Origin of the sequence: Burkholderia sp. R-40, from assembly GCF_049942845.1 — a bacterium.
GTDB classification, from domain to species: domain Bacteria; phylum Pseudomonadota; class Gammaproteobacteria; order Burkholderiales; family Burkholderiaceae; genus Burkholderia; species Burkholderia ambifaria.
In genome coordinates, this window is the sequence record NZ_CP187968.1 from 2510001 (window position 1) to 2534299 (window position 24299).

Consider the following 24299-nt stretch of genomic DNA (forward strand, 5'->3'; position numbering starts at 1 on the left):
CGGTAAGGAGGTGTCGAAATCGGGATCAGGCTTCGACGTGATCCGGTGCAACCGGCTCGAAGTCGCGCGTGTCGGCACGCGGCTCGTCGGCGCCGAGTCCGTAGAGGGCATTCCACTGGCGGAAGATCGCGTTGATCGAAAACCGCTGGATCGCGCGTTGCCGGGCAGCGGCGCCCATTTGCTCGCGCAGCTGCCGATCGTCGCGGAGCGCGGCCACGTAGGCGGACATCTCGTCGGCGTTCGACGCGACGTAGCCGGTCACGCCGTGGATCACCACGTCGCGATTGCCGACGACGTCCGTCACCACGGCCGGTATGCCGGCAACCTGCGCTTCGATCAGCGCGACCGGCATGCCTTCCCAGCGGGAGGTCTGCACGTAGATGTCCAGTTCGGACGTGAGCGCCAGCGCCCGGGCGCGGGTCACCCAGCCGCTGCAGACGACGGCCCCGCGCTGGCCAGGATCCGCGATTTCGGCCGCGTTGCCGCCGATCCACAGAAACTCGACGTCGGCGCCGTGCAGCGTGTTGGCGAGCCGCACGAATGCTTCATGGTTCTTCTGGAACGACGCGCGACTGCTCATCCCGATGACGACCTTGCGATCGTCGCGCGATCGACGCGGCGGGATCTCCGCCACATGGACGCCGTTTTCCACCAGGACCGCCGATTTCGGCCGGACCTTTCTTCTGATCTCGCCGAGCTCGCTGCCCGAGCAGGCGACGACGGTGCCGCCGAGGCGCGCCGCGATGCGTTCGAAGCTCAGATACGCGAACTGCTTCAGGCGCGACACGTCGCAGCGCAGGAACGAAAGCCCGTGCGGCGAGTAGAGGACCGTCGCATTCGGCGCGGCGATCCGGGCAGCGACCCGCCCCAGCACGCCGGCCTTCGACGAATGCAGATGGATTGCGGTCGGCTGGCAGTCGCGCAGGTTGTGGATCAGCGCGTGCAAGCTCCGCAGGTCATGTGTGACGCTGACCTCGCGCACCATGTCGACATGGACGAGCTTCACGTCGGGCCGGAACAGCGTTGCAAAATCGGCCGGCGTTTCCGCTCGGATCGAGTGCAGCACCGTGACATCGGCGCCGGTTGCCGCGGCATGGTTGGCGAGATGCGTCAACATCGAAAGCACGCCGCCACCGAACGCTTCGGCAATATGAACGATCTTTTCTGTGGTCATCTTTGGGTCCAGCGATCCGATCGCGCCGGTCATCGCCCGTCGCGACGACGGGCAGCCGGTGAATCGTGCGTCGCGTCGTCCGGTTCCTTGAACTATGCATTCCTAATTGATAAATGCTTGCGGGTCGTGGCCATTGAATCCCGCTGCCTGGATCGCGTGTGCGAAGCGGATGAAGCGGTCGGTCGAATTGCGCTAAACGCGATGGAGCGCGACGAATCGAAACCGCGTTCGACTACGGCGACTGGGGGCGACGCAACGACGAAGCGCGGTCAGTGCGCGTGAATTCACTGGTCCGGATCATTGTGCAGCGCATGCGCGATCCACTGGGTGCGATGGCTTACCGAAGAAGCGATTCGGCGCCGGACGTCACGGCGCGACGACGCTATCGTGTGCCGACGCGCTGCCCGGACGACTTGCGCACGCGCGCAAGCGGATTGGAGATATAGCGAATCGCACGGTTGCTGAGCGTCGACGACGGCAGCAGGCACGCGAGTGACAGCCCGGCGACGGCTACCTTCTTCGCGGGACGCCAGAACGGATTGCGCAGCACGGTATGCCAGTAGCGTCCGGATTCGCACAGGAACCAGCGCCAGCGCCGCACGAGCGGCGCGTGATACAGCGTGCTCGCGAAGCGGGCCTTCTCGATCGCGAAGTCGAGCGGCGCGATCGGCAACGCTTCGTGCAACCGCGTGCCGGCCAGCATGCGCAGCGTCGACCATCGGCGTTCGGCCTTCAATGCGCCCGTCGCGGCGTCTTCCGAATTGGTGAGTGCAAGGGCCGGCGTGTCGCCGGCCGGGCGTAGATCCGGCTGCTGATGCACGCGATAGCCGCCGAGCGTTGCGTCGATCATATGCACGGCGCCGAGCAATGCGATGCCGTAGATCGCATAGAAATCCGCGCCATGCAGGTTGTCGGGCGTGACGGGCACCGGAAAGATGCGCTTGAGCGCGTCGACCCGGTACGCGTTGCCTGACGCGGGCGGCGACGGATACAGCCAGCCCGCGCGCAACAGGCGGCCGCAATCGGTTTCGACGGCCGACTGCGGCACGCTCGCGCCGGTCATCCCACCGTCGCGCGCGATCACGTCGAGCCGGAAGTGGACCTTCACGAAGTCGCCGGACGCGAACGCGGCCAGCACGCGGGCCGCGGCGTCCGCATAGAGGAGGTCGTCCGCGTCGAGCAGGATCACGTAGCGCGTCGCGACATGCTCGAGCGCGCGGTTGTACGCGGCGACCTGACCGCGATTTTCCTGGAACACCGCCGTCACGCGCTCGCCATATGAGCGAATGATGTCGCGCGAATCGTCGGTGGAACCGTCGTCGACGACCAGCACGCGTATACCGTGCACCGTCTGCGCGAGCGCCGAATCGATCGCGTCGCGCAGGTACGCGCCGTGGTTGTAGTTGCAGATGGCGATGGTCAGGTCGGTCATGAACGGGTTCTGGACGAGCGAAGAGCGGACGGCCGGATGCCCGGTGCCTTGCGGCGACGCCGAAGCGTGGCCGTGTCGTATGGTGGCCATGATACGGATTGCCGATCGGCGCTCGGTTCGCGAGCCTACCGTTCGGCGATGCGCCGCGCGGGCGGCACGCATCGGTCTGTTGACGCACCGACACCCGCCCGGATCGAATGATTCAATCGAAGGTATCGCGGCGTCCGCTGCGACGAGTGTGTCGTGTGCGGGCAACTCGGCCGGTACGTGGCGTTTCGCGTGCGCAGGCCGACGCGCGCGTTGTTATTCCAGAGGAAACGATTCGATATGCGTAGACCGCAATGCTCGTTCCGCGCCTGCGCGTTGATCGCCGGCATGTGCATGGCAGGCGCACTGGCGTGGCCGGATGGTGCCGCGGCAGCATCCAGCACACGTGCGCCCGGCGCGCTTCATGCGAATGTGCCGGACGCCTACGTGCGTCCTGCCGCAGACGCAGCCGATCAGGCCGACATGCTGCAACATGCGCTGGACGCGTTGCAGCCGGGGCAGCGCCTGGTATTCGCACCGGGGCGGTACGTGGTCGGCCGTTCGCTGGTCGTGCGGCAGCCGAATGTGGTGGTGTCGGGCTACGGCGCGACGCTGATCGCGACCACTGCGGACGACCAGACGGTCGAGATGCGTGGCGACGGTACGACGCTCGTCGGCTTCCGCCTGACGGGCACCGGCACGACGCGCCTGACGACACCGGAATCGACGAAGATCGAAGTCACGGGACGCGGCGTGCAGGTGCTCGACAACGTGATCGACGGCGGCGCCGGCGCCGGCATCTTCGTGTTCGGCGGCGCGGAGGTCGCGATCGTCGGCAACGAGGTGCTGTCGACGCTGGCCGACGGCATTCACATGACGCACGGCTCGCACGACGTGCTCGTGCGCGGCAACGTCGTGCGCGGCACCGGCGACGACATGATCGCCGTGGTGAGTTACCAGGCGGAAGGCGTGCTCACGCGCAACGTGCTGATTACCGGCAATTCGCTGGAAGGCAACCCGTGGGGCCGCGGCATCACGGTGGTGGGCGGCGCGAATGTCACCATCTCGAACAACATCGTGCGCAACGTGCAGGTGAGCGCGGGGATTCTCGTCGCGCAGGAGGACAGCAACCGCACTTACGGCGCGTCCGACGTCCGCATCGAGAACAACGTTATCGCGGACATCCAGACGGCGACGGTCCGCACCGATCCGCGCCCGATCACGCAGCAGGCGGCGATCGAGGTCAGCACGTGGTCGGGTTCGGTGTCGCGTGTGACCGTGATCGGAAACCGCGTGTCGAATGCGCGCTTCGACGGCATTCGCCTGTGGGGGAACGTGTCCGGTGTGCGGCTCGCGGACAACCAGCTGTCGGGAATCGGCGGCATGCCGGTGCGGGTCGGCCCCGGCAAGGATTGCGCGAGCGAAGGGCCGTCGCAGCCGTCGGCGAATCCGGTGAAAGGGGCGACGTGTGCGACGGCGCGTCAGTCGACGGCGACGGGTGCCGACGCGCTCGGCGCGGATCCGTCGTCGCTGCCGCGCGTGCGCGAGACCGTGAGGCAGGCGCGCTGGTCGCAGCGAAGCATCGAATGACCGCGCGCCGGCGCAAATCGAACGCGCTTATCGAACGGCGTCCCGTTCCGCCGCTTCCTCCTCCGGCTCGTCCGGTTCGCACGGTGAGCGCGGCGCCGGCTGCGCGGAACCGACGACTGGCCGTCCATACCGATCGTCGAACCGCACGATATCGTCTTCGCCGAGATAGTCGCCCGACTGCACCTCGATGATCTCGAGCGGGATCCGGCCGGGGTTCTCGAGGCGGTGGACCTCGCCGACGGCAATGTAGGTCGATTCGTTTTCGCTGAGCAGGAACGTGTCGCTGCCGCGCGTGACCTTCGCGGTGCCGCGCACGACGATCCAGTGCTCGGCGCGGTGATAGTGCATTTGCAGCGACAGTTGCTTGCCGGGTTCGACGACGATCCGCTTCACCTGGAACCGCTCGCCGAGATCGATCGAATCGTAGTGTCCCCACGGCCGCTGCACCTTGCGGTGCTCGCTCGCCTGCGGACGCTGCTCGGTCTTCAGGCGCGCGACGATGTTCTTCACGCGCTGCACGTCGTGCTTGTTCGCGACCAGCACCGCATCGGGCGTCTCGATCACGACGACGTCTTTCATCCCGACGCATGCAATCAGCCGGCCTTCCGAGCGCACGAAACTGTCCTGCGTGTCCTCGAACACGATCGGGCCGCGTGCGACGTTGCCCTGATCGTCCTTCGGCATGATTTCCCAAATCGCATCCCAGGTGCCGACGTCCGACCAGCCGGCCGAAAGCGGCACGACGATGCCTTCGATGCCGAGGTCGGGGCTCTCCGCGAGGCGCTCCATGACCGCGTAGTCGATCGAGTCGGCCGGGCACGCGTCGAAGGCCGCCGCGTCGATCCGGAAGAACGGATCCTCGGCGATGCCCGCACGCCACGCCGCATCGCAGGCCGTATGGATGTCGGGCGCGAGCGCGCGGATCGCCTTCAACCAGATCGATGCACGCGTGACGAAAATGCCGCTGTTCCACCAGTAATCGCCGGAATGCAGGTAGCGCTCGGCGAGCGCGGCGTTCGGCTTTTCGACGAAGCGCCCGATCGTGTAGCCGCCTTGTCCGCCGAGCCGGCCCCCGCGCGGTTCGCCGACCTGGATGTAGCCGTAGCCGGTTTCCGCGCGGCGCGGCAGCACGCCGAGCGTGACGATCGCGCCTTCCTGCGCGTAGCGCGCCGCGCGCCCGATCGCTTCATGGAACGCACCGACGTCGCCGATCACGTGATCAGCCGGCATGACCGCGAGAATGGGATCGTCCGCGAGCACACTGGCGTCGAGCGCCGCGAGTGTCAGCGCGGGTGCCGTGTTGCGCGCGGCCGGCTCGAGCAGGATGCGTGCGGGCGCGGCGCGTCCGAGCACCTGCGCGGCGCTCATGATGCGATGCTGTTCGCCGCATACAAGCAACAGCGTGTCGCCGAGCGACGCGTTCGCGATGCCGTTCAGCCGGCGCGCGGTCGCCGACAGCGGCGATTCGTTCGACGTCAGCTCGATCAGTTGCTTCGGATACTGCTCGCGCGACAGCGGCCAGAGCCGCGTGCCCGAACCGCCGGCGAGAATGACGGGCAGGATGCGGGGCAGCTCGGGTTCGGGAACCGGGCGAAGGGTGGTCATCGATTGGCTCCGGTATCGGCGGGCAGCCGGTTGTGCGTGCGGCCGTCGGCGCGCGCGTCGTCGTTTCGCGAGCGCGGCGCCGGGGCGGCCCGCGACAGCAGCTTGCGCAGCGCGCCCGCGGCACGGTCGGCCGGCCGGACGAGACCGACGAACGGCGCGCCCTGCTCGAGGTAGGGGCCGTAGGCCTTGCGGAATCCGAAGCGTTTGTAGAATGCCTGGCGCTGAGCGGGAACGTGCGTGCGTACTGCCACGTCGGGCCATGCGGCCTGCGCGGCCGTGAGCGCGCGCTGCATCAGCTGCTCGAGGGTGGCGTCGTCGCGACATGCCTCGCTCGTCAGCACCTTGTCGATCACGACGTCCGGATCGACTTCGTCGCCGGGCAGCACGCGCGCGTACGCGACGACTTCGATCATGTCGCCCGTGTGCATGCGCGCAAACACGTGCAGCGCGTGCGCATCCTTGCCGTCGATGTCGAGATGCGTGTGCGCGTCCTCGACGACCAGCACCGCGTTGCGCGAGCGCAGGATTGCATAGAGATCGACGGCGCTCAGATGTTCGAATTCACAACAATGCCATTCCATGATGCGGTCCTCGTGTGAAGCCTTCAGCACGCCGTACGCACGAACGCGTTCATGCGGTACGGCGCGGCGATGCCCATGATGCGGATGCGGCGTGCGCCGGTCTGTTCGACAGCCTACTCACCCACCCGTTTGACGCGGGCAGGAGCGGGCCGTGCGGCGCGCCCGCGTGGCGCGAGCGGAGCAATGTGCGGTAGCACACACTGGCCGAGCGGAGGCTTTTCCATAATTGGGCTGTCGCGACGGTCCGCTGCCAAGCACGCAGCACGGGCCATCGGCATCGAACACGATTGAAGAAACCGGGGGCCGTACTTGAACATCGCGATTGCTCACGACCGGCGGGTCGCACATCGCCGCGCCGGGCGCCTACGATCGACTACCGAATGCGGGCCAACGTCTGCCGCTTCATCGATTTCCTCGCGCGGCGCAGGTCCGTCATTCGGATACCGCCGTTTCGGCGCACCGGCACGACGCGTGCATACTTGCTACTGCGCGTTGCCGGTCGCGCTGGCTCGGCGGGAGCGACAGGGCGCGCGCCGTGCATGCCGAGCATGCTGCGTTGCGCAATGAAGCGGACGACACGGCAGGTTGCGCCGCGGCGATGCACCGTCGCTTCATTACGACGTTGTAACGACCGCGTGCCGTTCGCCGGTATTCGATGTGACATTCCGGTGTCGCGCGACGCAGGCGATTACCGACGCCTGAAAAACACTGCGCGGTTCTTACACGCGATTTCATTCAGAATCGTAGGCAATGAGCAGTACCCATCTTGCAGAAAAGTGGTATTTGCCACTGATTGACGCGAATGGTCGTAGATAATCAAATCCGAGTCGCTAAATGCGGCGGGGCTGGCGGGGCGGCGGCGTAACCGGCTGAATCGATGTTTATCGTTTGGTAACAAGCCGTCTCGGTGCGGGGTGTAAATTCGGGAGTAAATGAAATGAGGCAGCCATTCCGAAAGCGGGCTGGCGGCCGTCCAGTTCAGCATCGAGCGCGACTGTCGTGTACGACGCGACGCAAATGCGGACGGGATTCCCGTTTGCCGACGTGCTCCGCCTGACAGCGCGTCGCATCAAAGCCGGAACGCCGTGGCTCCCACGGCCGCGCGTTCCCTTCGAGTTCGATGACAATGAGGCCGGATGAAATCCGGCTCGACCTCCGGGGGCTCTCGCCGTGTGCAGTTTCGATCTTCGCCAAGGCTGCGGAAACGCAGCACGGACCGGCGGCCATGCGCCGCCGCCCGCAGCGCACGCGAACGGTTCGCGGAGTGGAGAAAGTGATGGTTCGCTATGAATATGCCAATAACGCGCGATAAGAGCGCCGGCGCGGGGAGGACTTCCGGGCAGCGTCCTCTGATTTACTGGACGCAGTCGCCTTCCGTCATGCTTCGCAAGGAACTCGCGCGACGCGACTGGAAAGTGACGATCGTCGCGCACGCGAGCGAGTTGCGCGACACCTCGGGCGAAATCACCTGCGGCATCCTCGACCTGAGCGGCGGCCACGCCGACGCGATCGGCAGCATCGCGTCCACCTGCGCGTCGATGCGCGATGTCGTGTGGGTCGCACTGGTCGAGACCGGTCAGACCGCGTCGCCGAACGTGCGCGCGCTGTTGCGCGACTATTGCTTCGACTACATCACGTTGCCCGCGTCGCATCAGCGGATCGCCGACACGGTCGGCCATGCGTACGGAATGGAATGCCTGTTCGCGCGCGATCGCGAACGCCTCGAATCGCAGGAGAACGGCATCGTCGGCACCTGCAGCGCGATGCTGCGGCTGTTCGATACGGTGCGGCGTTTCGCGCGCACCGACGCACCGGTGTTCGTGTTCGGCGAGACGGGAACCGGCAAGGAGCTGACGGCCGTCGCGATCCATCGTCATTCGGAACGGCGCAACGGCCCGTTCGTCGCGGTCAACTGCGGCGCGATCCCGCCGCATCTATTGCAATCGGAACTGTTCGGCTACGAGCGCGGCGCGTTTACCGGCGCGAACGCGCGCAAGGCCGGTTACGTCGAAGCCGCGAACGGCGGCACGCTGCTGCTCGATGAAATCGGCGATCTGCCGCACGAGAGCCAGGCGAGCCTGCTGCGCTTCCTGCAGGAGCGCGCGATTCACCGCCTCGGCGGCAGCGATCCGGTGCCAGTCGACGTGCGGATCGTTTCCGCGACGCACGTCGACCTGCGCGAGGCGATGGAAGAAGGGCGATTTCGCGCGGATCTGTTCCACCGCCTGTGCGTGATGCGCATCGACCAGCCGCCGCTGCGTGCGCGCGGCAAGGACATCGAACTGCTCGCGCATCACATGCTCGAACGCTTTCGCGGTGACGCGCGCCATCGCGTGCGCGGTTTCTCGACGGACGCGATCACGGCGCTCTACAAGCACGACTGGCCGGGCAATGTCCGCGAGCTGATCAACCGTGTGCGGCGCGCGGTCGTGATGACGGAAGGACGCCTGATCACCGCGCAGGATCTCGAGCTCGAATACTGTCTCGACGCGGCTTCGCCTTCCGTCGCCGACATCCGCAAGTCGATCGAGCGCGAAGCGATCGAAACCGCGCTGCTGCGCACGCGCGGCCGCGTCGCTGCTTCCGCGCGCGAGCTCGGCGTGTCGCGCGCGACGCTCTATCGCTGGATGGAAGCGTACGGCATCGAGCGGCCGCGCGGCACGGGGTCGTCGGACTGACGCGCGCGGCGCGGCCGCGCAAACCGTATGGGCGACCCGGGCCGAGTCAGCCGGCCGGCGCGGCGCGCACGGTGCGTGCGGCGTTGACCGCGCGGATATCGACGATCGGCGGCGCGCCGGCGGCCGCCCGGTGGTCCGTGTCGTCGAGCGGCACGAGCGCGACGTGTGCCGGCGTGCCGGGTGCGAGATCGAACCAGTCGTCGCGCGGCACGAAGCCCGGTGCGTCGACCTGCACGTGACGGGCGACGTGGCGCGTGTCGATGTCGACATACCACGTATCGCCGATGCGCGACACGCATGCTTCGATGCCGGGCTCGCGGCGTGCGAACACCGCAGGATGCGTGCGGGACGGGAAGTAGAACGCCTGCGACAGCAGCGTGCCGTCGTCCGCGCGCAACGTCGCGACGACGGTGTCGTGCTCGCACGGGCCGAAGCGATACGCGTAGGTCCAGTCGAAGAAGCGGCCGAGCAATTCGGCCGAGCCGAGCCGGACCGTGTCGTGCGCGGCGATCCGGACCGGCCCGCCGGCCCGTGCGACCGGCGTGCGGCCGTCGCGCAGCGCGACCAGCTCGACGGCCGCCGACAGCGGCGCCGGCCGCTCGTTGATCACATGCACGTCGAGGCCGTTCAGCCCTTCGTCGACGAGCAGGACCTGCACCGGCTGAAGTACCTGGCGCAGCGCATACCACGCCGATTTCGGCCGATGCGTCGCATCGATCAAGCCCCATCCGGCGCCCGGCATCACGTCCTGGAACTGCCAGACGAGCGCTCCCGCGCAGCGCGAGCCGGTGCGCCGCCATTCGGCGAAGGTGTCGCGCATCAGGTCCGCGATCGCCGCGCGCGACAGCTCGAAGTAGCGCGCCGGATCCTCGCGTCGCAGGCGGTCGGGCGTCACGTCGTACAGCGTCTGTAGATAGTGATCGCGAATATCGTCGAAATCCCACGACGTGCCGGGGTCGCGCGGCACGGCCGCCTTCCAGCGCGGCTCGTGAACGCCGGGCCAGCCGAGGCTCGCGAGCATCGCGTCGCTCGGCACGTTCGCGAACGCGAGGCATTCGCTCGCGAAGCGCACGTCGGCGCGGCGCGCGTCGTCGAGCGGGCGCAGGTACGCGCCGACGCCGTAGTAGTGCGACACGCGCTCGCGCGGCTGGAACGGCAGTGCGCCGCCGTCCGGCGAATCGGGGACGTAAAGCACGTCGGGCCGCTGTGCCGCCGCATGGCCGGCGAGGCGTTCGGCGGTCAGTTCGAGGAAGCGCTGCTTCGGCGCGAGCCCCGACATCGCGGCCTGCTGCGCGATCTCGCTGCCGCCGCACAGCACCGCGAGCGATGGTGACGCGCGGTGGCGCGTGAGGAACTGTTCGGCTTCGCGATCGACGGCGTCGGCGAACGCGCGATCGTCGAGCGCGTAGTCGAAGTTCGCGAACATGAAGTCTTGCCACACCAGTAGCCCGAGCCGGTCGCACCACGCATGGAATGCGTCGGCCTCGTAGGTCATCGTGCCGCCGACGCGAATCATGTTGAAGCCGGCGTCACGCGCGTACCCGAGCAAACGGGCATAAGTCGCGTCGTCCGCGTGCAGCGCGAGCGGGGCGGCGCTGCTCCAGCATGCGCCGCGTGCGAACACGCGCACGCCATTCACGCGCAGCGCGAACCCGTTGCCGTCGTCGCCCGCGTCCGGTTCGATCGTGCGGAAACCCGTCGCACCGAGCGGCCGCCGTTCGGCGCTGATGTGCAGCGCGACGTCGTAGAGCACCGGTTCGCCGTGCGTGTGCGGCCACCAGCGGCGCACGTTCGGCACCGCGACGCTCGCGCGCAGCCGGTCGGCGCCAATGCGTTCGAGCGTCGCGTGGTGCTCGCCGCACGACAGCCGGGCCGCGAACGCATCGGGCAGCGGAGCGGCGAACGCGAGTTCCGCATCGAGCCAGCCGGTGTCACCGTCGAGGCGCGCATGCAGGTCGCACTGGACGAGAACCGGGCCGTCGGCCGGGTCGAGCACGTCGACGGGCCGCCACGGTCCGGTCGGCACGCAGCGCGGAAACCAGCCGGGCATGTGTCCGAGCAGCGACGTGCGCACGGTGCGCAGCGTCGCCGGTTCGGCCAGCCGCGTGCGCCAGCGTGCCCGGCGCGCTGCGCGCGCGTCGCGCAGGTGCGGCGCGAGGGCGCGGAAGCAGACGGTGAGCCGGTGCGTGCCGTCGAGCGACACGCGCACGTCGTGCGCGACGAACATGCTGTCCGAGCGCAGGATCGGCGTGTCGTCGAGCCATGCGTCGGCGAGCGTCGCGAGGCCGTGAAAGCGCAGCACGCGCGGCCCGTGTCCGCGCAGTTCGACGCGATACCAGTGATCGCGCTCGTCGAGCGACGCTACATCGTCAGGCTGGCCGGCCAGCGCGAGTGCTTGCGCGACCGTGCCGGGAACGGGGGCGGCGATCCAGCCGTCGGCGGGGAGGTCGAGCGGGCCGCGTATGGCGCCGGCGGCCGTTGCGAGCAGCGACCACGCGGGCGCGGCGTGCGCGGTACGCGCGCGCGTCACCGCATCACCGGCACGGGCGCCGCGTCGACGCGAACGGGCAGCGCATGCCGCAGCGGCGGGGCGATCTGCCGCGCGCAGTCGATCAGGTCGGTGTAAGCCGCTTCGATCGCGTCGAGCGTCGCGTCGCCGCGTTCTTCCTTGCCGCGCGCGCAGGCTCGCGCGAGCCGGAATTCCAGCACCATCGCCTCCGATGCGATGCGGTCGCAGGCGGTGCGAATCTCCGCGAACGGCCCGACGCAGCCACTCGCCTGCAGCCAGCGCGTGTAATGGCCGAACAGTTCGAAGTTCGCGCCGAGTTGCCGCACCGAATTGAACGAGTACGCGTGAAAGCGCTCGAGCGGCGAATCGGCGAGCGACTTCGTATCGATCTGCAACTGGCGCCGGAACGCCGTGATCGGATTGACGACCGGCAGGCGGCGCAAGTGCCGCTGCAGCGACGCGAGCGAGACTTCGCACAGCACGCGCTCGTCGAGCGGCGCGAAGCGCCGCTTCGCGCATTCGACGTAAGGCGGCAGAGGCATCGGCGAGCTGCCGCCGACGAGGCCGTTGTAGTCGAAATCCTCGGCCACGTAATAGCCGCTGTTGTGGAAGTAGCCGATCTGGCGATGCGTGCGGTCGATCGCGTCGATGCCGATCGTCGTTTTCGTATGCTGCGCGCGGTAGCTGCTGCCGCGCGTATCGGGCAGGAACCACGCGTCGACCTCGACGATCATCAGGTGGCCGCGCGCGACCTGCGTCTCGATGTGCCGGTCGAGCGGTTCGTAGATCGAGTGCTCCTGCACGACGATCCCGTAGAGCCGCTCCAGTTCGTCGTGCGGAAACTTGAAGAACGTGAACTGGTCGCCCTCGAAATCGAGCGCGATCGTAAACGGCAGCGCCGCGTACGGATTCAGGCCCCACCACCGGAGCACCTCGAGCCACATGTCGACGTAGCAGTTGGTCTGTTTCCAGACCATCTCCTGACTGTGCAGCGGGTGCGGCCGGTAGTGGCGTGCGCGATGGCGCACGTCCTCGAACGACGCGTCCTCGCCGTCGCGGGACACGAATTTCATCGCGTGCCCCACAGCACGTCGCGCACTTCCTGCGGCCATGCGTCGAGATCGAAACCGTGATGACGGAACAGCGCGAGCGTCAGCCGCTCGAGACCGAAGCCGACGCAGCCCGTGTGCGCGACGTCGCCCGTCGCGGTGCGGATGTCCCACAGCAGTCCGAAGTGATCCATGTGGTAGTTGAAGCTCAGGCACGCGGTCTGGCGGTCGTCGTGTTCGATGGGGATCAGCAGCTCGAACTTCAGGTTCTGCTCGCGCTGGCTGTTCGCGACAATCTTGCCGCCGCGACCGAAGAACGGATCGTTCGCGAGGTCGATCGCGTTTGGCAGGCGCAGCGCGTTGATCATCCGCGTGCCGCGCTCCATCCACGTCTCGCGGAACGCGACGATCTGCTCGGGCGTGCCGATCCGTACGTATTCGCGCATCCGGAACAGCTGCATGCGGGTCGGGTCGAGCGACGGCTCGTGGCGGAAGCAGTACGAGAACACGTCGACGATGCGGCCGTCGGCGGGCAGCGCACCCGCGCGCGCGACGACCGGATAGACCGGGTAGCACGCGGCCGGCGTCATCACGACGTAGGTCGGCTTCTGGCTTTCGGTCCAGTCCTCGCCGCGATCGAGGCACTGCAGCACACGCTGGTGCCGCTGTTCGTCGCCGCAGAACGCATGCACGCTGCCCGCGAGTTGTGGGAAGCTCTTCATGTATTCGCTGCGCTCGAATTCGGTGCGGCTCATCGCCGGCGGGAAGCGCAGCACTTCGGCCTGCTGGTCGGCGCCCAGGCGCGTGACGAACGCGTCGAGCGCCTCGACGACGCGCTCGAACCGCTCGGTGCGGCCGAACAGGCCCTGGATCCCGGTCGACACGAGCAGGCCCGCATCGATCAGCTCGTCGCGCAGCGGATTGACGCCTGCGCGATCGAGCGGCGCGTCGGACGCGCTGGCGGCGGAAGCGGCGGAGGGTACGGCGAGGCGATCGTTCACGAATGTTTCTCCAGCGTCGCGGGACGCAGTGCGAGCAGCAGGCTCGAGGTATTGGCGGCGATGCGGTCGTTGCTGATCATCAGCGGCGCCGCGTGCAAGTCGCGCAGGTGGCGGCCGATGCTGAACGGCGTGCCGTGCTTGTAGCCGGCCATTCCGCAGATCATCATGGCCTGCTGGACGACCTCGAGCGCCGTCGACGACACATAGGTCTTCAGCGTGTTGATCTCCGCGGCCCAGGCCATGCCGGCCGACCACGAGCGCGTGGACGCGGTCGAATGGAGGCGCAGCACGTTGTCGACGCGCGCCTGCATCGCCTGCATCAGCGCCAGCGATTCGGCGATGCGGCGCGACGCGGGCGATGGCGCGCCGTCGGTCTGGCGCGCCTGCGCGCGGAAGAACTGGTGCGCGCGGTGGAACGCGTCGCCGGCCACGCCGACCCAAACCGCCGCCCACAGGATGTGCGAAACCGGCACCATCGTCTGTTCTGCGATCTGCGCGAACGGCACGGGCAGGCATTGCACGGTCGCACCGCGGGCGTCGAGCACGAAGCCGTTGCTGCAGGTGCCGCGCATGCCGAGCGTGTCCCATTCGCCGCGGCGCGTGAGCGTATAGCCGTCGCGCAGCAGCGTGACGAGCACCTGCTCGGACGCCGGCGCGTCGGCATCGCGCCGTGCGGTCGCGAGGATGCCGTCCGCGTAGTCGCCGTACGAGATCGTCGGCGCGGATTTGTGCAGCCGGAATTCGCCGCCGTGGGTCTCGAGCGCGCACTGGCTCGCGCGCAGGTTGCCGCCGACGCCGTCTTCCGATGTCGCCGACGCGAGCAGCCACTGATGGCGCACGAGCTGCTGCAGGAACAGCTTGTGCCAGCCCTGGTCCGCCGCGTGGTTGACGATGCACGCGACCTGGATCTGGTGCATCGCGAACACCATCGCCGACGATGCGCAGGCCTGGCCGAGGATCGAGCATGCCGATGCGATGTCGGCCAGCGACGCGCCCATCCCGCCGAGCGAGGTCGGGACCATCGCGCTCAACAGGCGGCGCGCGCGCATGGCCTCGATCGCCTCGACGGGGCAGCGCGCGTCGCGATCGACGGTATCCGCGTGCTGCGCGGCGATGTGTGCGACCGCATGCGCGGCGTCGTCGAGCCGACGGGCTTCGTCGTCGGCCGCGAGCTCGGGAAGCAGCGCGCTCATGCGGAATGCTCGGAGCGTTGCAGGGTCGCGATCGTGTCCGCGAGCGCGTCGATGCTGCGGAACAGGTTGCGGTTGAGCATCTCGTCGGGAATCTCGATGTTGAACTGCTTTTCGATCGCGAGCATCAGCTGGATCGTGTCGAGCGAGGAGAGGCCCGCTTCGTAGAGGTCGTCCCCGTCACCGATCGAATCGATCGCGGCTTCGAGGTGGGCGACGTGCTTGAGGATGGTTCTGATGTCTTTTTTCACGTGCTGCTCCGGCGTGCGTGGTGTCGTCCGCTCGGGCGGACGCGCGCAGCGCGCTGACATCCCCCCGGCAGCCCGGCATCAGTAGACCATTCGCACGCACGGCGTTCTGTTCGCCACCCTACAATCGGCTGACCCGGCGCGCCCGCGACGCCGACCCGCCGCGCGCGTCACGCGCGCGCCGCGGCGCTCACGCCCGAGTCGGCCGACAGGATGCGCTTCATCTCGTCGCGCACGATCGCGCGGCAGCCGCACGACAGTTTCTCGAGCCCGGCCAGATCGGCGAGCACGATCGAGCTGCGGTACTGGCGGATCAGGCCGAGCCGCTGGATCTCGCCGGCTGCGTCCGTGACCGTCTCGCGCCGCACACCGAGCATCTGCGCCAGCATGCTGTGGGTGACCTGGATCTCGATGCTGCGCGAGCGGTCGTACGCGAGCAGGAACCATCTGCATAACTGATGTTTGAGGACGTGATGACGGCTGCAGAACGTGATCTGCGCGACCTGGGCCATCAGCAGCCGCACGCACACGAACACGAGATGGCGAATCACCGGCGACGCATCGAACGCGGCGGCGAAGATGCGCCGGTCGAGCCGGTAGACGAAGCCGTCGCGGCATGCGACGGCGCGGCACGGCATCCGGCCGCTGCCGCCGATCACGTCGTCGCACACGACGCTCTCGCTGCCGATCTGCGCAACTTCCAGCGTCATGCCGCCGGTCGACACGTACTGCAGTGAAATCGCCGTCGTGACGGGCAGGTAGACCGCGGCGAGCATTTCTCCGGGTTCGCACAGCACCTGGCCCGATTTCAGGTGCACGAGCTGAAGGTTGGCAATCAGCGTCGCGCGTTCGTCGCGGTCGACGGCGGCGAGGAACCGGTTCGCGTCGAAGCTGTGGGAAAGCTCGATCATGCCGCTCGCGGGGGCGACGGCGTCATTGGCCTGGTGAGTCACGGCGCATCCTCGTTGGAGCAATAGCGGATCGCGCGGCGCCACCCACGAGGGATTTAGCACGCGCGTGCGAATTTGTGTTCGTCGGAATTCGAATGCCGATAGTGGGAAAAGGCTAGCACGCCATTGAATTCGATAAATTACGCATTACGTCATTTCACAAAGTTTGACGTTTGGATGTATATGCAACTGTTATATGGATTTGAAGTTCATGTTTTCGTGAGTTAATCGCGTCGAAGTGGATCGATGGATAAGTGGTGAATTCAGTGCCGATCGTGAATCAATCGGACGACGATGCAAATCGTACAGCGGAAATTATTCGGAGTCTCTTGAACATTATTTGACAATCGATATTCGTCCATCGTTTTGTTCAATTAAATCATCGGTTTAGTGGGGATATGTGCGACAGCTTACAAAGCTGCGAGTTAGTGGATCGATTCAAATTTGAGACAGTTTCAAACGGTCATTTGAGGCCCGTGCCGTCGCTTCGGCGTCGTGCGAGACATCACGGAAACAATTGAAAACGGCCCGTAAGTATTTGAACGATAAGCATCGCGCGCCGCTGCTGGTGCCACCGCGCGGGGCGCGAGCATTGATCAGTCGAATCGCATGCTGTGTCCGCGACGGCGGAGGGTGTCCGGAAATGAGACGCTTTTTGCGGTTTCCCGGCGGCTATTCGGGCGCTCTCAATCACGTGTCATTTATATATTAAGGATGAAGCGGGTATTGGCACGTAAATCGCTTATTCGGACAGGCGTGTCGAAACGGACTGCCGATTCGATCCGGCGGCGTGAAGCCGAAGGTCGATTCTGTCGAGGGTTGTGGCCGCAACCCGCGTCGTCGTCCGGGCGCGCATCGCGATAACGAGTTCCGCTGACGCAGCTGCATGCGGCGCGGACAATAAAGGGATACAGCCATGCTTCATCTTTACTCGAGCTACTCGGCGAATGCCATTCTCGGCGCTCTCCCCGAGGACAGCATCCGTGCCATTGCACCGCATCTCGAGCTGGTCAGGATCAAGGCCGGCATGCTCGATCGGGTCGGTGAGCCGATGCGCCACCTGCATTTCCCGACCACCGCCATGATGTCCGTGCAGCACCTGATGGAGGACGGGGCGATGGTCGAGGTCGCGATGGTCGGCCGCGAAGGCACGGTCGGCCTGGCGACGCTGCTCGGCGGCACCGCGGTGTCGAACCGCATCGAAGTCCGCATCGGCGGGATGGCCTATCGCGTGCCGACCTGCATCATGCGCTCGGAATTCGAACGTTCGCCGGACACGTACCGCCTGCTGCTGAACTACTGTCAGGCGATCATGGCGCAGGTGTCGCGCAGCGCGCTGTGCAACCGGCACCACTCGGTCAGCGAGCAATTGAGCCGCTGGCTGCTGCTCGCGCACGACCGGATCGACGGCGACGAACTGGCCGTCACTCAGCAGACGATCGCGAACATGCTCGGCGTGCGTCGCGAAGGCGTGACGGAAGCGGCCGGCAATCTGCAGGAGGCCGGGCTGATCCGGCAGCGGCGCGGGCGCATCACGGTGCTCGATCGCGACGGTCTCGAGCGCCAGGCATGCGAGTGCTACGAGCTGATTCGTGCGGACTATCGCCGGCTGCTCGGCGCGCGAACTGGCACCCGAGCGATGCCGGTGCGACAGCGCATGCAGGACATGCACGGCGGATTCCCCGCGCACGGTGCGTGACGATGCACGCGCTGGCGGGTGGAACGAATGCGATGCGGCGTGCCGCGGTCGCAGCGGCCGACGTTGCGCTCGTGCTGGCGGGGACCCTCGCCGCGCAGGCCGCGATGGGGCTCGCGTGGCGTGATCTGTCGGATGCGCAGCGCGGCGCGATTGCATTGCTGTGCGTGCTGACCGTCGCGCTGTTGCCGCGCACCGTGCGCGTGTCGCGCGGTGGGGCGTCGCCGCATGGCGGCGGGATCGTGCTGACGCGCACGGTGGTTGCGGTCGTGTGCGCGGGTGCGCTGACGGTGGTCGGCACGATGTGGATCATGAACCGTGGCGGGACGGTCACGACGCGCTGGATCGCGCGGACGGTGCTGTCCGGCGACGCGGCGCTGCTGCTCGGCAGGCTGGCGCTCTGCGCGCTGGCGATGCAGCGCGGTGACGCGCGCGCGCGGCAGCGGCGCGTCGCGATCGTCGGCGCGACCGCATACGGACGCGTGGCGATCGAGCGCATGCAGCTCGAGCCGGCCGGACCGTTCGCGGCGGCCTGCGTGTTCGACGACGATGCGCCGGCCGCCTCGGCGGACGGGATCGGCGGTGTGCCGGTGATCGACGACTGGGTCGCGCTGCGGCGCATGATCCGCGCCGGCGAGATCGACGAAGTGTGGCTCACGCTGCCGATGTCGCACGAGTCGCGCATCCGGCGCATCGTGCGCGAACTGCGCGACGAGTTCGTCGAGCTGCGGTTGTTGCCGGACGTACGGCAGATGGCGGTCGTCGAGCGTTCCGCGACCGATGTGCTCGGCATGCCGGCGATCAATCTCGCGACCACGCCGCGTTCGGCACCGGAACTATGGGCGAAGTTCGCGTTCGACCGGCTGTTCGCGGTCGCCGTGCTGATTCCGCTGCTGCCGCTGCTCGCGGTGCTGGCGATCGCGGTGAAGCTGTCGTCGCCGGGGCCCGTGTTGTTCCGGCAGCGCCGCAAGGGCGCCGACGGGCGGGAGTTCCATATCCTCAAGTTCAGGACGATGCGCGCGCATCGCGCGCAGCCGGGCGTCGTGCGGCAGGCCTCGCGCAACGACGCGCGCATCACGCCGGTCGGCGCGTTCCTGCGGCGCACGTCGCTCGACGAGCTGCCGCAGTTCTTCAACGTGCTGTCCGGCCAGATGTCGGTGGTCGGCCCGCGTCCGCATGCGATCGAACACGACGACTTCTACCGGCAACTGATCGACTGCTACATGTATCGCTATCGCGTGCGGCCGGGGATCACGGGATGGGCGCAGGTGAACGGCTATCGCGGCGAGACGCGCAAGGTCGAGGCGATGGCCGCGCGCGTGAAGCTCGACCTGTTCTACATGCAGAACTGGAGCTTCTGGTTCGACATGAAGATCATCCTGATGACGGTCGTGCGCGGCTTCGTCGGACGCAATGCGTTCTGATGAAGAGGATTGCGAAGTATTGCGAGTGAGGGATGCCGCCTCGATGAGACGTGCACCGCAACCGCAACCGCGGACCAGAAACCGAAGCCGCGCTCAACTATCCGCCGGCGGCTGTCCACCCGCCGGCAAGGCAGCCGGCAAGACGGCAGGCGAAGCGGTCGGTTGAGCGTCGGGCGCGGCTTGCGCGCTCGACGGCTGGATGGCGTGCTGAATCGTCGGCACGACCATCGTCGGGAACAGGGCCGCAAGGGCCACCCAGATGACGACGCCGAATACCATGACGTTCTCCCGGAAAGCCGCGGATTCGCCGCGCATGTTTTCAATCTACGACGCAACTTTGTACAGGGGATTGATCGATCTCAACGGCCGCTGCGTCGGACGAATGCGCTCGCGCGGGTGTTCAGGTCCGTCCCCGGTTTTCGGGCGCGCGGTGCGGGCGCTGACGCCGGTCAACACATGCGTGTGCATTGGGTTTATGCTGCGTCGAATGCGTCCGGCCCATCGTGCGGCCGGGCGCGGATCCGGACACGGCGGGCGACGCATGCCTGCCCGCCGTGCACCGGCGCGACAACCGCGCGCCGCATGCGTCATTGCGCGGAAACCGGGAAAAGGAGAGACGGCGATGGCGCTCGACCGAGAACAACGGCAGACGCTGCAGCGGCGGCTGACCGACAGCGAGCAGACGTTGCGGGCGGATATCCGGACGACCGAGGACCAGCGCGCGTCGGAGTCCTATGCCGAACTCGCCGGCGCGGCGCCGGACGAGGGCGACGAGGCGAATGCCGATCTGTTCGTCGACATGGATCACGCATTGATCGGCATGAAGCTGGCCGAGTTGCGCGCGATCGGGCGCGCGCAGCAGCGCATGCGCGACGGCAGCTACGGCGAGTGCATCGACTGCGATGCGCCGGTCGGCTACGAGCGTTTGCTCGCGCGGCCGAGTGCCGAGCGCTGCACGCATTGCCAGTCGGTGTACGAGCGTCGCTACGCGACGACGCCACGCGCATCGCTCTGACGTCGGCGCGCCGGGGCCGCGCCGGCAGCGCGCCCCGCGCGGCGCGACACCGGCAACCGGCGCAGGATGACCAACGGGCGCCCGCCGCCGTCGACATGCGGCGCCGGGCGGGCAAGCGCCGGCGCGCCAGCGCACGGCGCCATCCACGTGGAAGGGAGCCACGCCGATCATGCCGATCCACAATGCCGAGTGCGCGGCCGTATTCGCCGAAATCGCCGACATGCTCGAGATCCAGGGCGCGAATCCGTTCCGGGTGCGCGCCTATCGCAACGCGGCCCGTACGATTGCCGAGTACGGGCGCGACATTCCGGCGATGATCGCGAACGGTAGCGATCTCGGCCAGATTCCCTCGATCGGCGCCGATCTCGCGGCGAAGCTGCGCGAGATCGCCGCGACCGGCACCTGCGAACTGCAGCAAACGCTGCGCCATGCGTTGCCGGGCGCCATCGTCGAATTGCTCGACGTGCCGGGGCTCGGCGCGAAACGCGTGAAGGCGCTGCATGACGCATTGCACGTCGACTCGCTCGAACAGTTGCGCGCCGAAGCGAAGAGCGGGCACGTGCGCGCGCTGCCGGGCTTCGGCGCGAAGACCGAAGCGCAACTGCTCGACGCGATCGACGAGCGCCTGCAGCGCGAGCCGCAGCGCTTCCTGCTGCCCGATGCCGCGAAATCGCTGCGGCCGATGCTCGAGCGGCTGCGCCAGGTGGCCGGCGTCGGCGAAGCGGTGCCGGCCGGCAGTTTTCGGCGCTGCCGCGAGACGGTTGGCGATCTCGACATCCTCGTGAGCGCACAAGATGCGGCCGCCGTGGCCGACGCGTTCGTCAGCTGCGGCGACGTCGCGCGCGTGCTCGCGAACGGCAAGACGCGTTCGAGCGTGATGCTCGGCAACGGGCTGCAGGTCGACCTGCGTGTCGTCGACGCGGACGCGTTCGGCGCGGCGCTCGTCTATTTCACCGGGTCGAAGGCGCACAACATCGCGCTGCGCCGGATCGCGCAGGCCGGCGGCCTGAAGATCAACGAATACGGCGTGTTCCGCGGCGACGAACGGATCGCGGGCGCGACGGAGGCCTCCGTCTACGAGGCGATCGGCCTTCACTGGGTGCCGCCCGAAATGCGCGAGGGCCGCGGCGAGATCGACGCGTCGCGCGCCGGCACGCTGCCCGCGCTGGTCGAGCGCAAGCATCTTCATGGCGATCTGCACGCGCATACCGACGCGTCGGCCGGGCGCGACAGCCTGCGAGCGATGGCGGACGCGGCCCGCGCGCGCGGGCTCGCGTATCTGGCCGTCACCGATCGCATGCCGGATGTCGGTGGCGGCCGTACCGATTGCGACTGGCTCGTGCGGCAGATCGACGAGATCGACCGCCTCAACGCGTCGTTCGACGACTTCGTGCTGTTGAAGGGCGTCGAGGCCGGCATTCGCGAGGACGGCAGCCTCGATGTGCCCGACGACGTGCTCGGCCGGCTCGACCTCGTCGTCGGCGCGGTGCGCGACGGCTTCGACTTGCCGGGCGACAGGCAGACCGAGCGGATCCTGCGCGCGATCGATCATCCGTATTTCACGATCCTCGCGCATCCGACCGGCCGGCTGCTCGGCGAACGCGACGCCTGCGAACTCGACGTGCCGCGCGTGCTCGCCGCGGCCGCCGCGCGCCGCTGCTTCGTCGAGCTCGACGGCGACCCGCGGCGGCTCGATCTGCCGGACCTGTGGTGCCGCGAGGCCGCGAAGGTCGGCGTCGCGGTGGCGATCGGCTCGGACGCCCGCTGCGCGGACGATCTCGACAACCTCGGATACGGTATCGGCCACGCGCGGCGCGGCTGGCTCACGCGGCACGACGTGCTCAACACGCGCACGCTCGCGCAACTGCGGCCGCTGCTGGCGCGCACGATGGGCGGTGCGGGCAGCGCGAGCGGCGCGTCGAAGCGCGACCGCCCGAAGGGCGCGTGACGGCGCGCCGCGCTCAGGCCAGCACGTCTTCCGCCGGGACGTACGGCAGGCCGAGCGCGAGCGCGACGGCCTCGTACGTGACGTGGCCGTCGCACACGTTCAGGCCCGCGCGCAGATGCGGGTCGTCGATCATCGCGCGTTTCCAGCCCTTGTCGGCGAGCGCGAGCGCATGGCCGAGCGTCGCGTTGTTCAGCGCGAACGTCGACGTGCGCGCGACCGCGCCCGGCATGTTCGCGACGCAGTAGTGCACGACGCCGTCGACGACGAAAGTCGGCTGCGCATGCGTCGTCGCATGCGAGGTCTCGAAGCAGCCGCCCTGGTCGATCGCGACGTCGACGACGACGGCGCCCGTGCGCATCGTCGCGATCATGTCGCGCGTGACGAGCCGCGGCGCCGATGCACCCGGCACGAGCACCGCGCCGATCACGACGTCGGCTTCGCGCACGGCTTCGTCGATCGTGTGCGCGTTCGAGCAGACGGTCGAGATCCGGTTCGCGAAGATCAGGTCGAGCTGGCGCAGCCGGCCCACGTTGGTGTCGAGCACGGTGACGCGCGCGCCGAGGCCGACCGCCATTTGCAGCGCACCGGTGCCCACCACGCCCGCGCCGAGCACCACGACGTGCGCGGCCGGCACGCCGGGCACGCCGGCCATCAGCACGCCGCGGCCGCCGCGCGGGCTTTCGAGGTGCGTCGCCGCGACCTGGATCGACATGCGTCCCGCGACCTCGCTCATCGGCGCGAGCAGCGGCAGCCCGCCGCCGGGGCCCGTCACGGTTTCATACGCGATGCAGACCGCGCCGGACTTCACGAGCGCGGCAGCCTGCTCGGGATCGGGCGCGAGATGCAGGTACGTATAAAGGATTTGCCCGCGCCGCAGCATTGCGCATTCGGCGGCCTGCGGTTCCTTGACCTTGATGATCATGTCGGCGCGCGCGAAGAGCTCGCGCGCGTCGTCGCACAGCGCCGCACCGGCGGCCGTGTAGTCGTCGTCGAGCAGGCCGATCGCGGTGCCCGCGCCGCGCTGCACGAGCACGTGGTGGCCATGCCGCGTGAGTTCGCGTGCGCCGGCCGGCGTGAGGCCGACGCGGTATTCATGGTTCTTGATCTCTTTCGGCACACCGATCAGCATGAGTCGTCTCCTTGGGTATTCGTCGTTGTTGTCGTGCCCGAGCGCGCTGCGATCGTCCGACCGTGCGTGCCGGCGAACGGCCCGTGTGCGACGTGCGCATGCACGGTCCGATGGCCGTATTGGAATAAAAGGGTAGTGGTGCCCGGAGGGAAGTCAAGCGGCGGCCCGCCGCGACGGTGCGCACACTGCAGTGCAACACGCGGCGTGGCGCATTGCGACCGGACGTCGCAATGCGCGCGGCACGCGGTTTGGGTATCGTCTTGTATGCCGCTGAGCGGGGCCGCGTGCCGGAGTCCATTCGGGTGGATCACGCGACACAACGACACGATGAAGCAAGGAACCTTACCGACATGACGAGCGCGTATTTCAGCGTGCCGACGCTTTGCGCGATCGCACTGGTTCACGTCTACTGGGCGTTCGGCGGAAGCCTCGGCAAGCGTGCGGCCATTCCGGAACAGGACGGCGTGCCGCTGCTGCGGCCGAGCGCGCCCGGCACGCTTGCCATCGCGGCGGCGTTGCTGGCCGGCGCAGGCGCGGTGGCGTCGCGCGCGGGCTGGCTGTGGCCGAACCTGTATCCCGGTGCGATCGCGTTCGCGGTCGTTGCGCTCGCATTGATCTTCGCGGTGCGCGCCATCGGCGATTTCCGCTACGTCGGCTTCTTCAAGCGGATCCGCGGGTCGCGTTTCGCGCGGATGGACAGCCTCTGTTACTCGCCGCTTTGCGCGGCGCTCGCGTTGTCGATCGCATCGATGCTGGGGCCGTGGTGAGTGCCGGGCCGATCAGGGCGGTCATCTTGCAGCGAGCGAAGCCGTAACGCGCGTCGCGGTGCTTTCGACGAAAGCACCGACCGGCCGCGCGGGCTATTCCTGAACACGACCTGCACCGACCGGGCGAAACCCGCGCCTGCGTCCGACACCCCTCCGCATGCCACGACGTGATCGTGCTGCGGCTCTTGCATATCCCGGTTCCCGCATTTTTCAATTGTTGCGATTTCCGATGCAATGAATTGCATCTAACCCTTTGGAAATGGAACCGGTTCCATCTATAATTCGC

19 protein-coding genes are annotated in these 24299 nt (G+C 67.8%); 7 read left to right on the forward strand and 12 right to left on the reverse strand.

Annotation, left to right across the window (positions count from 1 at the left end):
- Positions 1–25 precede the first annotated feature (25 nt).
- Together ACP26O_RS27615 and ACP26O_RS27620 are read right to left on the reverse strand one after the other, a co-directional pair.
- Entirely contained in the window at positions 26–1174 is a 1149-nt protein-coding gene (locus ACP26O_RS27615; RefSeq protein WP_426356344.1) for a glycosyltransferase, read from the reverse strand.
- 382 nt (positions 1175–1556) lie between these two features.
- A complete protein-coding gene (locus ACP26O_RS27620; RefSeq protein WP_175663286.1) occupies positions 1557–2606 on the reverse strand; it encodes a glycosyltransferase family 2 protein in 1050 nt (349 codons plus the stop codon).
- 327 nt (positions 2607–2933) lie between these two features.
- Between ACP26O_RS27620 and ACP26O_RS27625 the strand changes: the two genes are divergently transcribed.
- Positions 2934–4223: a right-handed parallel beta-helix repeat-containing protein gene (locus ACP26O_RS27625; RefSeq protein ID WP_175663285.1), complete on the forward strand. Its 1290-nt coding sequence runs from the start codon at positions 2934–2936 to the stop codon at positions 4221–4223.
- A 27-nt stretch (positions 4224–4250) separates the two neighbouring features.
- On the opposite strand, the gene ACP26O_RS27630 is transcribed toward ACP26O_RS27625, so the two are convergent.
- Together ACP26O_RS27630 and ACP26O_RS27635 are read right to left on the reverse strand one after the other, a co-directional pair.
- Positions 4251–5828: a mannose-1-phosphate guanylyltransferase/mannose-6-phosphate isomerase gene (locus tag ACP26O_RS27630; RefSeq protein WP_175662885.1), complete on the reverse strand. Its 1578-nt coding sequence runs from the start codon at positions 5826–5828 to the stop codon at positions 4251–4253.
- Positions 5825–6409, reverse strand: a complete 585-nt coding sequence (locus ACP26O_RS27635; RefSeq protein WP_126225275.1) for a drug:proton antiporter — start codon at positions 6407–6409, stop codon at positions 5825–5827. The genes ACP26O_RS27630 and ACP26O_RS27635 overlap by 4 nt, the downstream gene beginning before the upstream one ends.
- 1286 nt (positions 6410–7695) lie before the next feature.
- Here ACP26O_RS27635 and ACP26O_RS27640 point away from each other — a divergent pair.
- On the forward strand, positions 7696–9087 hold the full coding sequence (locus tag ACP26O_RS27640; RefSeq protein WP_011658652.1) for a sigma-54 dependent transcriptional regulator: 1392 nt from the start codon (positions 7696–7698) through the stop codon (positions 9085–9087).
- Positions 9088–9133: 46 nt separating this feature from the next.
- Here ACP26O_RS27640 and ACP26O_RS27645 read toward each other — a convergent pair whose 3' ends face one another.
- The 6 genes from ACP26O_RS27645 to ACP26O_RS27670 form a co-directional block, all read right to left on the reverse strand.
- On the reverse strand, positions 9134–11617 hold the full coding sequence (locus tag ACP26O_RS27645; protein WP_175662884.1) for a glycoside hydrolase family 2 protein: 2484 nt from the start codon (positions 11615–11617) through the stop codon (positions 9134–9136).
- On the reverse strand, positions 11614–12669 hold the full coding sequence (locus tag ACP26O_RS27650) for a DUF1839 family protein (RefSeq protein ID WP_175662883.1): 1056 nt from the start codon (positions 12667–12669) through the stop codon (positions 11614–11616). The genes ACP26O_RS27645 and ACP26O_RS27650 overlap by 4 nt, the downstream gene beginning before the upstream one ends.
- A complete protein-coding gene (locus tag ACP26O_RS27655) occupies positions 12666–13646 on the reverse strand; it encodes an amino acid--[acyl-carrier-protein] ligase (RefSeq protein ID WP_175662882.1) in 981 nt (326 codons plus the stop codon). The genes ACP26O_RS27650 and ACP26O_RS27655 overlap by 4 nt, the downstream gene beginning before the upstream one ends.
- Positions 13643–14839 (reverse strand): acyl-CoA dehydrogenase family protein, encoded by a 1197-nt coding sequence (locus ACP26O_RS27660; RefSeq protein WP_105832740.1) that lies wholly within the window; start codon positions 14837–14839, stop codon positions 13643–13645. Before ACP26O_RS27660 ends, ACP26O_RS27655 begins: the two co-directional genes overlap by 4 nt.
- On the reverse strand, positions 14836–15087 hold the full coding sequence (locus ACP26O_RS27665; protein WP_006753529.1) for an acyl carrier protein: 252 nt from the start codon (positions 15085–15087) through the stop codon (positions 14836–14838). The genes ACP26O_RS27660 and ACP26O_RS27665 overlap by 4 nt, the downstream gene beginning before the upstream one ends.
- A 167-nt stretch (positions 15088–15254) precedes the next feature.
- A complete protein-coding gene (locus ACP26O_RS27670; protein WP_006753530.1) occupies positions 15255–16037 on the reverse strand; it encodes a Crp/Fnr family transcriptional regulator in 783 nt (260 codons plus the stop codon).
- 913 nt (positions 16038–16950) lie between these two features.
- On the opposite strand from ACP26O_RS27670, the gene ACP26O_RS27675 reads away from it, so the two are divergent.
- Both ACP26O_RS27675 and ACP26O_RS27680 read left to right on the forward strand, forming a co-directional pair.
- The gene (locus ACP26O_RS27675) at positions 16951–17733 is read left to right on the forward strand and encodes a Crp/Fnr family transcriptional regulator (protein WP_105832742.1); all 783 of its coding nucleotides are present in this window, start codon (positions 16951–16953) and stop codon (positions 17731–17733) included.
- Between the two features lie 32 nt (positions 17734–17765).
- Entirely contained in the window at positions 17766–19154 is a 1389-nt protein-coding gene (locus ACP26O_RS27680) for an undecaprenyl-phosphate glucose phosphotransferase (protein WP_165752980.1), read from the forward strand.
- Between the two features lie 93 nt (positions 19155–19247).
- Here ACP26O_RS27680 and ACP26O_RS27685 read toward each other — a convergent pair whose 3' ends face one another.
- Positions 19248–19433 (reverse strand): hypothetical protein, encoded by a 186-nt coding sequence (locus ACP26O_RS27685; protein WP_175655412.1) that lies wholly within the window; start codon positions 19431–19433, stop codon positions 19248–19250.
- Positions 19434–19776: 343 nt separating this feature from the next.
- Here ACP26O_RS27685 and ACP26O_RS27690 point away from each other — a divergent pair, with 343 nt between their 5' ends.
- The gene (locus ACP26O_RS27690) at positions 19777–20169 is read left to right on the forward strand and encodes a TraR/DksA family transcriptional regulator (protein ID WP_006753534.1); all 393 of its coding nucleotides are present in this window, start codon (positions 19777–19779) and stop codon (positions 20167–20169) included.
- Positions 20170–20338: 169 nt separating this feature from the next.
- Positions 20339–22117 (forward strand): DNA polymerase/3'-5' exonuclease PolX, encoded by a 1779-nt coding sequence (gene polX / locus ACP26O_RS27695; RefSeq protein WP_175662881.1) that lies wholly within the window; start codon positions 20339–20341, stop codon positions 22115–22117.
- Between the two features lie 13 nt (positions 22118–22130).
- Here polX and ald read toward each other — a convergent pair whose 3' ends face one another.
- Entirely contained in the window at positions 22131–23246 is a 1116-nt protein-coding gene (gene ald / locus ACP26O_RS27700) for an alanine dehydrogenase (protein WP_175662880.1), read from the reverse strand.
- Between the two features lie 350 nt (positions 23247–23596).
- Here ald and ACP26O_RS27705 point away from each other — a divergent pair, with 350 nt between their 5' ends.
- Positions 23597–24013, forward strand: coding sequence for a DUF3995 domain-containing protein (locus tag ACP26O_RS27705; protein ID WP_175662879.1), 417 nt, complete (start codon positions 23597–23599; stop codon positions 24011–24013).
- Positions 24014–24299: the final 286 nt, after the last annotated feature.